The 13,639-nt window shown below is 40.2% G+C and carries 10 protein-coding genes; all 10 read left to right on the forward strand.

Going from position 1 to position 13,639, the window contains the following annotated elements; translation table 11 throughout:
- The first annotated feature begins 62 nt into the window (after positions 1-62).
- Complete coding sequence (lhgD, locus tag CDC33_RS21465; protein WP_109010564.1) at positions 63-1,277, forward strand: L-2-hydroxyglutarate dehydrogenase; 1,215 nt, start codon at positions 63-65, stop codon at positions 1,275-1,277.
- 432 nt (positions 1,278-1,709) lie between these two features.
- Positions 1,710-2,738 carry an NAD-dependent epimerase/dehydratase family protein gene (locus tag CDC33_RS21470; protein ID WP_109010565.1) on the forward strand — a complete coding sequence of 343 codons (1,029 nt, stop codon included), beginning with the start codon at positions 1,710-1,712 and terminating at the stop codon, positions 2,736-2,738.
- A 109-nt stretch (positions 2,739-2,847) separates the two neighbouring features.
- The gene (locus CDC33_RS21475) at positions 2,848-4,116 is read left to right on the forward strand and encodes a class I SAM-dependent methyltransferase (RefSeq protein ID WP_109010567.1); all 1,269 of its coding nucleotides are present in this window, start codon (positions 2,848-2,850) and stop codon (positions 4,114-4,116) included.
- Between the two features lie 226 nt (positions 4,117-4,342).
- Entirely contained in the window at positions 4,343-5,350 is a 1,008-nt protein-coding gene (locus CDC33_RS21480) for a glycosyltransferase family 2 protein (RefSeq protein WP_109010569.1), read from the forward strand.
- Positions 5,351-5,399: 49 nt separating this feature from the next.
- Positions 5,400-6,272, forward strand: a complete 873-nt coding sequence (locus CDC33_RS21485; protein ID WP_109010571.1) for a phytanoyl-CoA dioxygenase family protein — start codon at positions 5,400-5,402, stop codon at positions 6,270-6,272.
- A gap of 179 nt (positions 6,273-6,451) precedes the next feature.
- Positions 6,452-7,009 (forward strand): dTDP-4-dehydrorhamnose 3,5-epimerase, encoded by a 558-nt coding sequence (rfbC, locus tag CDC33_RS21490; protein ID WP_109010572.1) that lies wholly within the window; start codon positions 6,452-6,454, stop codon positions 7,007-7,009.
- 91 nt (positions 7,010-7,100) lie between these two features.
- Positions 7,101-8,345: a glycosyltransferase gene (locus tag CDC33_RS21495; protein ID WP_109010573.1), complete on the forward strand. Its 1,245-nt coding sequence runs from the start codon at positions 7,101-7,103 to the stop codon at positions 8,343-8,345.
- A gap of 110 nt (positions 8,346-8,455) precedes the next feature.
- Positions 8,456-9,769 (forward strand): NAD(P)H-dependent oxidoreductase, encoded by a 1,314-nt coding sequence (locus CDC33_RS21500; protein WP_109010575.1) that lies wholly within the window; start codon positions 8,456-8,458, stop codon positions 9,767-9,769.
- A gap of 172 nt (positions 9,770-9,941) precedes the next feature.
- A complete protein-coding gene (locus CDC33_RS21505) occupies positions 9,942-11,042 on the forward strand; it encodes a glycosyltransferase (protein WP_109010577.1) in 1,101 nt (366 codons plus the stop codon).
- 171 nt (positions 11,043-11,213) lie between these two features.
- Positions 11,214-13,442 carry a GumC family protein gene (locus CDC33_RS21510; protein ID WP_109010578.1) on the forward strand — a complete coding sequence of 743 codons (2,229 nt, stop codon included), beginning with the start codon at positions 11,214-11,216 and terminating at the stop codon, positions 13,440-13,442.
- The last annotated feature ends 197 nt before the right edge of the window (positions 13,443-13,639 follow it).

The following is a 13,639-nucleotide window of genomic DNA, read 5'->3' on the forward strand; positions in this document are numbered from 1 at the left end:
GCCCCATGCCCAATGCCCAATGACTTTATAGATTTACTGTAATTTCAAGTACAATAATCCTAATGTATGATTTTGCAATTATAGGTGGGGGAATAGTTGGACTCTCTACAGCCCTGGCTTTAGGAAAACGCTATCCCAATGCTCGTATTTTAGTAGTAGAAAAAGAGAGTCAATGGGCATTTCACCAAACCGGCAATAATAGCGGTGTAATTCATTCTGGTATTTACTACAAGCCAGGGAGTTTCAAAGCTAAATTTTGTCGTGACGGTTCTCGCTCTATGGTAGAGTTTTGTCAAGAGCATGGAATTGAGCATGAAGTTTGTGGTAAGGTCATTGTTGCAACTGAAGAACAAGAGCTACCACGCTTAGAAAATCTCTACAAACGCGGCTTAGACAATGGCATAGAAGTTAAGAGAATTAGCCCGGAAGAAGTCAGAGAAATTGAACCTCACGTAAAATGTGTAGGTGGACTTCGGGTATTCTCAACTGGTATTGTTAATTACAAGCAAGTCTGTTTGAAATACGCCGAGCTAATTCAACAGCAGGGTGGGGATTTACACCTGAATACAAAAGTTCTGAAAATCTCCCCAAGTGGTAAAAATCAGGTACTGCAAACAAACAAGGGTAACTTTGAAACCCACTTTGTAATTAATTGTACTGGATTACATAGCGATCGCACCGCCAAATTAGGTCAAGTTGAACCCCAAGCAAAAATTGTTCCATTCCGGGGAGAATATTACGAACTCACCCCAGAAAAACGTTATCTGGTCAAAACACTAATTTACCCAGTTCCCAATCCAGATTTTCCCTTTTTGGGTGTTCACTTTACCCGGATGATTGATGGTAGCGTCCATGCAGGGCCAAACGCGGTGCTGTCGCTCAAACGCGAAGGTTACAAAAAAACCGACTTTGACTTACGGGATTTTCTTGAAGTCATCACCTATCCTGGTTTTTGGAAGTTGGCAGCTAAACATGCTGATGAAGGGATTCAAGAAATCATTCGTTCCTTTAGTAAAGCAGCCTTCACCAGAAGTTTGCAAAAACTAATTCCCGAAGTTCAAGCAGAAGATTTAGTTCCCACCCATGCAGGAGTTCGCGCTCAAGCCTTAATGAACGATGGCAAGCTTGTAGACGACTTTTTGATTGTTTCCGGTCAAAACTCCATTCATGTTTGCAATGCTCCTTCTCCTGCGGCCACATCTTCTCTAGAAATCGGTAAAGCGCTTGTGGCGGAAATTCCCCGACTTTCCCATCTAGATATTGCAGTAACCGCATAGATAACATTGTTATTACTTCCGGGCTGCTGAATAAAAGGATGAATCTTGTATAGTGGACATCTTTTCTAGCCTGGAAATACAAGAGACGGGTAAGATACCCATCTCCCAAGAAAAAAGTGTAGTGCATCAATTAAGAACCGCTATAGAGTGCTGCTACCCAATGAGTTAGTCGGCAAACTATGTAATGAATGTTAGCCGAGTTATATATAGCGCTTCTGGGTTGAGTCGAATACAGACCTAACCCCCAACCCCTTCCCTACTAGCGTTGGGGAGCAAGATTCAAAGCCTCTCTCCTCTTAGGAGAGAGGTTTGGAGAGAGGTCAAGTTATTGCATACAAACGAAAAAGCGCTTCCCTCTCGGATGCAACACATAGTAAGGCGAACATCTGTGCGCCCCTAATTTAACTCATCAATACAAAGGCATTAACCGCGATGAAAATATTAGTAACTGGAACAGAAGGCTATCTTGGTTCATTATTACCTCCTCTATTAATTGAACGGGGACATGAAGTTATTGGTCTAGATACCGGTTTCTATAAAGTTGGTTGGTTGTATAACGCTAATGGAGTGACACCCAAAACCCTCAACAAAGATATTCGCAACATCACCCCTGATGATTTGGAAGGTATTGAAGCCATAGTTCACATGGCAGAACTATCCAACGACCCAGCCGGACAATTAGCACCTAATATTACCTACGAAATTAATCATGTAGGTTCAGTTCGTCTAGCTAGCCTAGCTAAAGCTATGGGTGTGCGCCGTTTTGTATACATGTCTTCATGCAGCGTCTACGGTGTTGCTACCGCAGGTGATGTCACAGAAGAATCGCCTGTTAATCCTCAAACAGCCTACGCAGAATGCAAAACTCTCGTAGAAAGAGATGTCAGACCACTCGCTGATGATGACTTCTCTCCCACCTTTATGCGGAATGCAACTGCCTTTGGTGCTTCTCCCAGAATGCGCTTTGATATTGTTTTAAACAACCTAGCAGGGTTGGCATGGACTAGCAAACAAATCAAAATGACCAGTGATGGTACACCCTGGCGGCCATTAGTCCATGCACTGGATATTTGCAAAGCAATAGTCTGCGCTTTGGAAGCACCACGCGACATTGTACATAACCAAATCTTTAACGTGGGAGATACAGCAAACAATTATCGCGTCAAAGAAATCGCAGAAATTATTGCTGATATTTTCCCAGATTGTAAATTGTCCTTTGGTAACAACGGTTCAGATAACCGCAGCTATCGAGTATCCTTCGAGAAAATCAATACAATCCTACCTGGATTTAAGTGTGATTGGAATGCCCGACTTGGTGCCCAGCAGTTATTTGATTTATTCAGTCAAATACACATGGCTGAAGATACTTTCTTGTTTAGAGGATTTACCCGCTTAAGGCAACTAGAGTATCTGATTCGTACTGAGCAAATTGACAAAGATTTTTTCTGGAATAAAAAGTAGTTAGATTAGCCTAGCAGCAGCGAACAAATAAACTAAGTTTCCGAATCAAATAAGTTGATTCGGACTTATCCCATCTATCAAATTATTTGCAATTAATGAGTTAAAGTTTATGGCGATCGCAAAATGTCGTTTCAGTGGTCAACCCCTGCACCAAACCTTTATTGATCTAGGAATGTCACCTTTAGCTAATGCTTATTTGACAGCAGAGCAGCTAAATAATGCAGAGAAATTTTATCCTCTCCACGCTTATGTCTCTGAAGACACTCTTTTAGTTCAATTAGAACAGTTTGAAACACCAGATCACATTTTCAGCGATTATGCTTATTTTTCTTCTTACTCGGTAAGTTGGCTAAAACATGCCAAGGCTTACACCGAGATGATGGTAGAGAAGTTTGGCTTTAATCATCATAATCAAGTTATTGAAATTGCCAGTAATGACGGCTACCTCCTGCAATATTTTCTAGAAAAAGGAATCCCTGTTTTAGGAATAGAACCAGCAGCAAATATAGCTAAAGTTGCCGAAGACAAAGGCATTCCTAGTATCAACAAGTTTTTTGGAGTTGAAACTGCCAAAGAACTTGTGATACAAGGAAAACTAGCTGACCTTTTGATAGGTAATAATGTTTTAGCTCATGTACCAGATTTAAACGATTTCATCGCTGGGATGAAACTCATCCTCAAACCCAATGGCATTTTGACGATGGAGTTTCCTCACATTTTGCAACTCATTCAGCAAAATCAATTTGATACTATTTATCACGAGCATTTTTCTTATTTTTCATTCCTGACTATCGAAAAAATCTTTGCAGCACACAACTTGCAACTTTTTGACGTAGAAGAATTATCAACTCATGGCGGTTCATTAAGAATCTATGCCAAACATGACTACGCTGTTCATCTCAGTATTAGTCAACGAGTTAGAGATTTGAAAGCTAAAGAAATTGCCGCCGGACTGCATCGCATAGAGACTTACATTACATTTGGAGAAAAAGTCAAAGAAACAAAACACAAACTATTAAATTTTCTTTTGACAGCTAAAGCAGAAGGTAAATCAATCGCTGGTTATGGCGCACCTGCTAAAGGCAATACATTGCTCAATTACTGTGGGATTGGAAAAGATTTTATCGATTACACAGTAGATTGCAATCCTTACAAGCAGGGCTTATTTTTACCTGGCACTCATATTCCCATCTTTGAACCAGATAAAATCCGTGAAACCAAACCAGATTATCTCCTAATATTGCCTTGGAATCTCAAGGAAGAAATTATGGAGCAAATGGCATTTATTGGCGAGTGGGGTGGACAGTTTGTAGTGCCAATTCCTGAAGTTAAAATTTACCCATCTCCTATTCAAGATAGGGTTTTAATAGCGTCGTGATTACTTATTACAAACCCAAAAGTTGCCTATTATTACTATATTTATCTGGGTGATTATGGGCAATATTTAAATGATTTCCAGAAAACAAACAGCAAAGCATTTGTTTTTTGAGAATTGTTAAAGAGTAATTAAAAGGTGTATCTACTATAAATTTTTGCCGCTAAACCACAAAACATTAGACTGGGAAGCAGCTTAATACCTTCTTAACTACAAATTAGACCTTAATATGAATAAACTGTTGACTATTGCCATTCCTACATTTAATCGTGCCCAACTTCTAGATAAGCAACTTACTTGGTTAGCTCAAGCTATTAAAGGTTTTGAAGACGACTGTGAAATTTTAGTTTCTGACAATTGTTCAACAGACAATACTCAGGAGGTAATTCAGAAATGGCAAATAACACTTAGTAATATTACATTTAAATCGAATAAAAATTTCAAGAATTTAGGCGTAGTCAAGAATATTATGTATTGCCTAAATTCTACAACAACCAAATATGTTTGGACAATTGGTGATGATGACCCAATTCAAGATAGAGCTATTGCTTATGTGATTAGCAAACTCAAGCAACATGAAGATTTATCATTATTGTTCCTCAACTTTTCTGGACGAAACCAAATTACTGGTGAACCAGTTCATCCACCAACAATTGTTGGTAATCGCTGGTTTGATATAGATAGTGAAGATGGTGATGGTGATGGTAAGGCTGTATTTGAACATTGTTTCTCAAAAAGTGTTGGCGCAGTGATTTTTCTGACTGCTACTGTCTACCGCACTGATTTAGTAAAACGCGCTCTGCAAGATTGGCCAGATGCTGAGAATAACTGGATATCTTTAGCATATTTAGCCGGATATTGTGCTGCTAATGGCAGAGTGATCGTCACTCAAGATACTTATTTGGAATGTGTTGTTGGTGTGAGTTATTGGCAGAAAGAACCAAAATCTGCACTGTTAATGCAATACAAACACATACCCGAAGTTATTTTGAAATTAGAGAAAAGTGGATATTCCAAGCAGTTTTGTAGACGGATGCTTTTACAGAACAGTAAAGAAGTCAACTTGAAAGTTTTCTTAGGTGCTTTAAGAAGATGGCCGATGTCCGCTATCAAAATAGTAGTTCCATTTTTGGCTTTAGTCAGCTTGTGTGCTTTTGATGTGATGGTTTCTAAAGAACTTGCTTTAGCAGAATCAAGTGAAATACCTACTCAAGAAGTGCGGACTTATAAGCCGTAAGCTATTAAATTCCTAACAAATATGTATCACAACAAGGAGGATTTAGGACATGTTTAGTGCAATTAAACGCAAAATAGCTACACTATCTTCTGACTTTGAATATTACCTAGCCCTTTGGAAGCATAGCAAGAATTTGCCAGTTTTGGAAGGAAGCGATGTCTACGACGGGCTACGCCTACGCAACATTCTTAAGACTCTTAAAAAAGATGGCGTTTACGTCACAACACTGGCAGATTTAGGGTTAAACTCTAGCTCAGAACTGCTCCAAGCTGCTTATCATCAATTGTCTCAGATGGAAAATCCTAACAACGATCATCTAGACGAAAAATTACCACAAATTACCACAGTAACAGGTTTACCAGAATTTTATGCCTGGGGAACCGAGAAAAGACTTCTTAACATCATCGAAAATTATATTGGTCTTCCTATTGCTTTTCATGGTGTACATTTACGCAAAGATTTCCCTAGCAAACACCAGTTTGGCACACTGCTATGGCATAGCGATGCTGAAGACCGTCGCATTATCAAAATATTCATTTACTTGAATGATGTAGAACAAAAAACCGGGCCTTTTGAATACATCCCTCGCTCTTTAACTTCCTTATTTAGTTGGAGTTATTTTCAACTTTATTACAAACTTTGGAAGTCAGGCTATATGGGTATTGATGATGAAGAAGTAAAACCAGTCATCCCCAAATCAGCTTGGAAATCCTGCCCAGGCCCAGCAGGTACTGTAATTATTGTAGATACGAAAAATGCTTTGCATCACGGCACAGTCCGCACAGAAGAACGGTCAGCGCTATTCTTTTGTTACACTGCCAATCCTCCTGAAAGACCAGACCTCTGCACCCAATACTGGGATGATACTTATCCGAGAGCAGAGTTACGTTCTGCATCTGATGCAGTTAAAGTATCAAATTAAAAACGCGCCGGAAGAATATCTAATTTAATTAACCGCAGAGGCACAGAGAACACAGAGGAAGACAAAGAAGTTGCACCCAATTTGTAGGTTTATAACTAATACAAAATATCTCTCTGTGCCCTCTGCGTCTCTGCGGTTCGTTTATTTTATTTACTCAACATTCATCTCAAAGCAATCAAATGATTTTCACTGAAACTGCACTCAAAGACGCATTTATTATTGATTTAGAAGAAAAGCCAGACCACCGTGGTTTTTTTGCTCGGTCTTTCTGCGCTCAAGAATTTGAAGCACACGGATTAAAGCCAACAGTTGCCCAATGTAACCTGTCTTTTAACTATAAAAAAGGCACTATCCGGGGAATGCACTATCAAATTCTGCCAGCAGCAGAAACGAAATTAATTCGCTGTACTAAAGGTGCTATCTATGACGTAATTATTGATATGCGTCCAGAATCTCCTAGCTTTTTATCACACATTGGTGTAGAGCTAACTCCAGAAAACCGCCGCGCTTTGTATGTTCCAGAAATGTTTGCTCATGGCTATCAAGCACTCACAGATGAGACTGAAGTTATATATCAAGTGGGCGAATTTTATACGCCAGGGTATGAAAGAGGTTTACGCTATGACGACCCATTCTTTGCCATTGATTGGCCTCTAGATGTAACTGAAATATCTGAGAAAGATTTAAATTGGCCTTTGTTGAGAATGATGACTGTTGGCGGTACAGCTTCCAGATAACTATAGATTCTTTCTTTACGCCAGGTGTTTCTTGTAGAATATACTGGCTGCTTTTCTGAGGTAATACAATAATTAATTAAGGTAGAAATAAATGCCAAATAATCTTCTATCTCGTGTCGGTAATACTATCTCTTTTGTCTCCAAAAAAGTCCAAGCTCGCATTAATTACGCTAAGAGCTTACAGGTTGTCTCTCTAAAGCCTAAGCAGCCTTCCAAAGGAAATGTACTTCTTTCTTATCGAATTGAACCATTCCTCTTAAAACCTGGTCAGCCAATGCCTAATGACCATACTTGGTACTGGGAAGTTTGGCAAATTGCCCAAACTTTTTTAACTTTAGGCTATAACGTTGATGTTATCCAATTTCACAATGATAAATTCGTTCCTCAAAAAGATTACGCATTTTTCATTGATATCCGTCATCGAATGGAAGTGCTTGCACCAAAACTGAATAAGGATTGCATCAAGATTTTCCACGTTGATATTGCGAATATGGTGTTTCGCAATGCAGCAGAATGCAACAGACTTCTAGAACTACAACGGCGCAAAGGTATCACCTTAAAACCACAGCGATTTGAAGTTCCTAACTTGGGAATTGAATATGCCGATTGCGCGATTGTGTTGGGTAACGATTTCACAACTGATACATTCAAGTATGCCAATAAACCGATGTATCGCATTCCAATTTCTTCGCCTGTCGTTTATCCTTATCCCGACAAGAAAGATTTTGAAGCGGTAAGAAAGCGTTTTCTCTGGTTTGGTGGTAGTGCTTTAGTCCTCAAAGGATTAGATTTAGTTTTAGATGCCTTTGCCCAAATGCCGGAATACCATTTAACAGTTTGTGGCCCGGTAAGTAATGACAAAGAATTTGAAAAAGCTTTCTATAAAGAACTGTACGAAATGCCTAACATCCATACTTATGGGTGGATTGATGTTAGTAGCCCTGACTTTATAGAGGTGACAAATAACTGTCTAGGGCTTGTTTATCCTTCCGTTTCTGAAGGGCAGTCAGGAGCAGTAATTAGTTGCTTGCAAGCCGGGTTAATTCCGATTTTGAGCTACGAATCTGGTGTAGATGTTCACGATTTTGGTGTGATTTTTGATAATCTTTCGGTTGACGAAATTAAGGCGAAAGTTAAAAGTATTTCCAATTTACCTGTAAAAGATTTAAAGGTGATGTCTCGTCAGGCTTGGGAATATGCAAGAGCAAATCATACAAAAGAAAAGTTTGCCCAAGTTTACAGAAATGTTGTGGAGCAAATTATCGAAAATCACAGCCAGAAAAAACAGACTGCTTCTATAGCGTCTAGCAAAGAACCAGTTATTAGCCATAGCTAATCTTAATTCCCATGAAAATGTACTTAATATTTAGCTAGTAAAAGATTATTAAGTGCAAGTTTATAGAGAATTTGTATCACAACCAACAGTTCCAAAAAGGAGTTTAGTTCATGATTATTATCGATCGCGCCTTACAAACCCGTGCAGCAGCAGGAAATCCTATTAAGGTGGGAATGATTGGTGCTGGTTTTATGGGTCGAGGAATTGCCAACCAAATTGTCAATTCAGTGCCAGGAATGGAGTTAGTTGCTATCTCCAATCGTCAGATTGATGCAGCTAAACAAGCTTATTCGGAAGCAGGAATTGAAGATATTCAAGTTGTTGCAACTGTCAGCGAATTAGAAGATGCGATCGCTAATGGTAAGTATGCAGTCACAGAAGACGCTAAGTTACTGTGTCGGGCTGAGGGCATCGATGCATTAATCGAAGTCACAGGTGCAGTGGAATTTGGCGCTCACATCGTTATGGAAGCGATCGCTCATTGCAAGCATGTGATTATGATGAATGCTGAACTCGACGGCACCATTGGCCCCATCCTCAAAGTCTATGCTGACAAAGCAGGTGTGATTCTCAGCGCCTGTGATGGCGATCAGCCAGGGGTGCAAATGAACCTCTACCGCTTTGTAAAAAGCATTGGTCTAACTCCGTTATTGTGCGGTAACATTAAAGGACTCCAAGACCCCTATCGCAATCCCACCACCCAGGAAGGATTTGCTAAACGTTGGGGTCAAAAGCCCCACATGGTGGCTAGCTTTGCCGACGGAACCAAAATTTCCTTTGAGCAAGCGATCGTTGCCAATGCCACAGGCATGAAAGTCGCCAAACGGGGAATGCTAGGATATGACTTCAACGGTTATGTCGATGAAATGGCCCATATATATGATGTTGAACAACTCAAAGAACTGGGCGGCATTGTCGATTATGTAGTTGGAGCAAAACCTGGCCCAGGCGTATATGTATTTGCCACTCATGACGACCCCAAGCAACAGCACTATCTCAACTTATACAAATTAGGCGAAGGCCCACTTTACAGCTTCTATACTCCTTATCACCTCTGTCATTTTGAAGTTCCCTTGTCCGTAGCGCGGGCTGTCCTATTTGGTGATGCGGTTATGTCTCCATTAGCAGGCTCGCTAGTAGATGTTGTCACCACTGCCAAAATCGACCTGAAAGCAGGAGAAACCTTAGATGGCATCGGCTACTACATGACCTACGGACAATGTGAAAATTCCCCCATCGTCCAACAGCAAAATCTTCTACCAATTGGTTTAGCTGAAGGATGTCGCCTCAAACGAGATATTTCTAAGGATCAAGTCCTCACTTATGAGGATGTAGAATTACCTGAAGGCAGACTCTGCGACCAACTAAGAACTGAGCAAAATACTTATTTCGCCTCAGAAAAAATCTTAGTAGCAGTTGGGTAATAGCTACAAATGAATCGGCTGTAGGGGCGTACAGCTAGTTGTACGCCCCTATATATTTGTCGCCAGAATTTCGTGAAGAGGATAGGAGTGATACTGCGGGACACTAAAGTTGTTGATAATAACTTGCTGGGGAGCGTTGAAATAAACCTGATCGAAACTTTAGGTCAAATTCATGAAAATTGCTCTAGTCCACGATTATTTAACCCAGCGAGGTGGGGCAGAGCGTGTGTTTGAACTGCTTTGTAAGCGCTATCCCGAAGCAGATATTTTCACATCTCTGTACGATCCAGAAAAAACTATTGATCTAGGCGATCGCATAGTAAACACAACCTTTTTGCAAAAGATTCCTGGTGCAGTAAAATATTTTAGGTCAATGGCTCCTCTATATTTTCCTGCCTTTCGTGCCTTGGATCTGCAAGACTACGATTTAATTATTAGCAGTAGCACCAGCTTCGCCAAAGCAGTACGAAAAAATCCCAATGCCCGCCACATTTGCTTCTGTCATAACGTCACCCGTTTCTTATGGGATACAGCAACCTATTTAAGAGAATACGGAGACTATAGATATTTTGCTCCTTTAATCGAACAAATATTTCAAGTAATGAGAAAGGTAGACCTGAAATATGCACAGGAACCTGACCTTTACATTGCTAATTCTAGTGTTGTTGCCCGCCGTATTGAAAGTATTTATGGCAAAAAGGCAATGATGGTAAACTATCCAATTGATACTAGTAAATTTCTTTTTTCTGATATAAAAGAAGAATATTATCTGGCCTCAGCCCGGATGATCAGCTATAAGCGCCTTGATATAATAGTTGAAGCTTTTAACTGGTTAGGATGGCGGTTATTAATCTCAGGTGATGGGCCTGAACTTGCTCGGTTAAAATCCAAAGCATTAAAAAATATTGAGTTCTTGGGACACGTAAGTGATAAAACCCGCAAAGACTTGTTTTCTAAAGCCAAGTCTATTATTGTCGCAGCCTTAGAAGATTACGGATTAGTTCCAGTAGAGGCTAATGCTAGTGGTACACCAGTCATCGCTTATGGTGCAGGTGGAGTATTAGATACTCAAATACCAGGTGAAACCGGAGTCTTTTTCAAAAGGCAAACACCCGAATCTCTACAAATTGCATTACTAGAAGCCAATGGCATTTCTTGGGATTACGATCGCATCCGTAACCATGCAGTAACAAACTTTTCAGAAAATGCCTTCTTTAGTAAAGTTGAGCAAATCATTAACCAAGCTTGTGGTGTGCATCAAATATTCATTTGATTCCCTAATCTTTTCCCCCTATAAGATTACCTATTTATTTTTCTCTGTCCTTCTTGGCGTCCTTGGCGTCCTTCTCTAACGAGACGCTAAGGCGAAGGCGGTTTGTAAAAAGAAGAATAGGTATTTTTGGAGAATCTCTTAGCGTAAGTCTTGAAGACAAGGATAATAAAAGTGGTTCAAACTAGTCTAAATCCTCAGATAACTCCAGCTTCGGAAACTGAACCAAGCTACGGACAATTGTTTGCCGTATTTGTGCGAAGGTTTCCTTGGTTTCTAACAGTATTAATTACTTCTATTGCTATTGCAGGGATGGTAACTTTTAAAACCAAGCCAACTTATAAAAGTTCCATGCAACTGCTAGTAGAACCTAACTATCAAGGAAAAACAGAAGGAGGGGGTGTAGACAACCAATTTACTGACTCTAATGTGGTCATAGATACTGCAACTCAGCTTAACTTGATGCAGAGTTCAGGACTCATCCAAAAAGCAGTTGATAAACTTCAGTCAGATTATCCAGATATAAGTGTAGCTGAAATTAAAGCTTCCTTAGTGTTAACTCAATTAAGGAGCAAAGAAGATAATGTTGCTACTAAAATATTCCAAGTTGAATACACTGCTGGAGATCCAGAAAAAACACAAAAAGTTCTGAGCGCAATTCGACAAGTTTATGTGGAATATAACAAAGAACAACAGAATTCGCGTTTACAAAAAGGTCTGCAAATTATTAGGGAACAGTTAAGTAAAGCCAGTGAAGAAGTAAACGCGGCTGAGACAAATTTACAAAGGTTCCGCAGAAATCAGAATTTAATTGATCCAGAGTCACAGGCCAAAGCGATTGAGACAGCTTTAAATAATATTGCCCAAGAAAGACAAACAACTCGTGCTCAATATGGCGAAGCATTAGCACGCCAAAAATCTTTAGAAGAACAACTTAACCGTTCCCCTCAAAATGCTCTAGTTGCTTCTCGTCTGAGTCAATCTACTCGCTATCAAGGCTTACTGAACGAAATTCAAAAAAGCGAGCTGGCATTAGCACAAGAACGCTTACGTTTTACAGATGCAACTCCGAGTGTACAGAAGCTCAAAGAACAGCTTCAAAGCCAGAAGGAATTATTGCAACAAGAGGTAGGAAGAACTTTAGGCGAAAAGTCTGCTGGCGCGTTCACCAATGGAGACTCTCTTCTCGAAAAAGGACAGCTTGGCCAAATTGATCTCAGCCTAGCTGGTCAATTGGTAGAAACGCAGACAACTATAGTTGCTTTAACCGCTCGCGATCAAACTTTGGCCCAAAAAGAAAACGAGTTGCGTTTTGAAATCAAACGCTTCCCGCCTCTTTTAGCTTATTACAATCGGATGCTACCGCAGTTACAATTTAGCCGTGAAAGGTTAGAGCAGCTTTTAAGAGCAGAACAGCAATTGCGGCAAGAACTTTCCAAGGGTGGATTTAATTGGGAAGTTGTGGAAGAACCTCAAAAAGGTGGACAATTAGGCCCCAATCTTCAACAGAACTTGCTGTTAGGTGCTGTGGTTGGGTTTATGTTAGGAGGCATTGCTGCCTTTATTCGAGAATCGGCTGATGATGCAGTTCACACTACTGCTGAGTTGGAAAAGCAAATGGCCATGCCGTTGTTAGGGACAACTCCCAAATTACCGCCAGCCAAACCCAGAGAATCAATGATCAAGCTGCCCTTTGGTAAGCCAGAAGTTCTCGCCCCTTGGACAATTCAGGTACTGCAATCTCCACCGCGTTGGGAATCGCTGGATCTGATTTACAAAAACATTGAACTTTTAAATACTGTTGCTAACTTGAAATCTTTGATGATTACCTCAGCTTTACCCGATGAGGGTAAGTCAGCTTTGGCGTTGGGTTTGGCGATGAGTGCTGCCCGTTTACACAAAAGGGTACTGCTGATTGATGCCAATTTACGCGATCCCAATCTGCACGAACAATTGAATCTTCCTAATGAACAGGGGCTTTCAACTCTATTGGCTAGTGATGCAACTTTACCCAACCAGATTAGTCTTCAATACTCAGGTTCCGCCTACATCGATATTTTGACCGCCGGCCCCAGACCTGCTGACCCAGCTAATCTGTTGAGTTCTCCTCGGATGATGGAATTAATGGCAGCATTTGAGGAAAACTATGATTTGGTACTCATAGATGCTCCCCCAGTTCTCGGTTTGGTGGATGCTATGCTCACCGCATCATCTTGTCGTAGCGTGGTTATGGTGGCAAGCATTGGTATTGTGACGCGAAGTCAGCTTAATCAAGCTACAGCCATGTTAAGTAAGTTAAATCTGATTGGAGTTGTAGCTAATGGTGTATCCAACTCTAGTAGTAATTACGTACCTTATGTAAAACAACAGCAATTAGCTCTACGGCAAGCTGTAGAAAAGTAAGTAGTTAGTACAGCGACGAAAGATCCTCGACTTTTTAGAAAAGTCGGGGATCTTTCTCGTTTCTAGCCTCTTTTATAAACAAAATTTAATTTTATTGCTATCAGGAAAATTTCAGTATATTTATGCTATCTTTATGGGTTATCAGAGAAATCACTGGCTCTTTAAAGAGTAAATAAAGAATTTATTTGAGCGATCGC

The organism is Nostoc commune NIES-4072 (genome assembly GCF_003113895.1).
GTDB lineage: Bacteria > Cyanobacteriota > Cyanobacteriia > Cyanobacteriales > Nostocaceae > Nostoc > Nostoc commune.

Coding starts and splice junctions, on each gene's coding strand:
- CDC33_RS21470 (WP_109010565.1), top strand. CDS start 1,710: ATGAAAATATTAGTAACTGGAACAGAAGGCTATCTTGGTTCATTATTA.
- CDC33_RS21505 (WP_109010577.1), top strand. CDS start 9,942: ATGAAAATTGCTCTAGTCCACGATTATTTAACCCAGCGAGGTGGGGCA.
- rfbC (WP_109010572.1), top strand. CDS start 6,452: ATGATTTTCACTGAAACTGCACTCAAAGACGCATTTATTATTGATTTA.
- CDC33_RS21480 (WP_109010569.1), top strand. CDS start 4,343: ATGAATAAACTGTTGACTATTGCCATTCCTACATTTAATCGTGCCCAA.
- lhgD (WP_109010564.1), top strand. CDS start 63: ATGTATGATTTTGCAATTATAGGTGGGGGAATAGTTGGACTCTCTACA.
- CDC33_RS21495 (WP_109010573.1), top strand. CDS start 7,101: ATGCCAAATAATCTTCTATCTCGTGTCGGTAATACTATCTCTTTTGTC.
- CDC33_RS21475 (WP_109010567.1), top strand. CDS start 2,848: ATGGCGATCGCAAAATGTCGTTTCAGTGGTCAACCCCTGCACCAAACC.
- CDC33_RS21500 (WP_109010575.1), top strand. CDS start 8,456: ATGATTATTATCGATCGCGCCTTACAAACCCGTGCAGCAGCAGGAAAT.
- CDC33_RS21485 (WP_109010571.1), top strand. CDS start 5,400: ATGTTTAGTGCAATTAAACGCAAAATAGCTACACTATCTTCTGACTTT.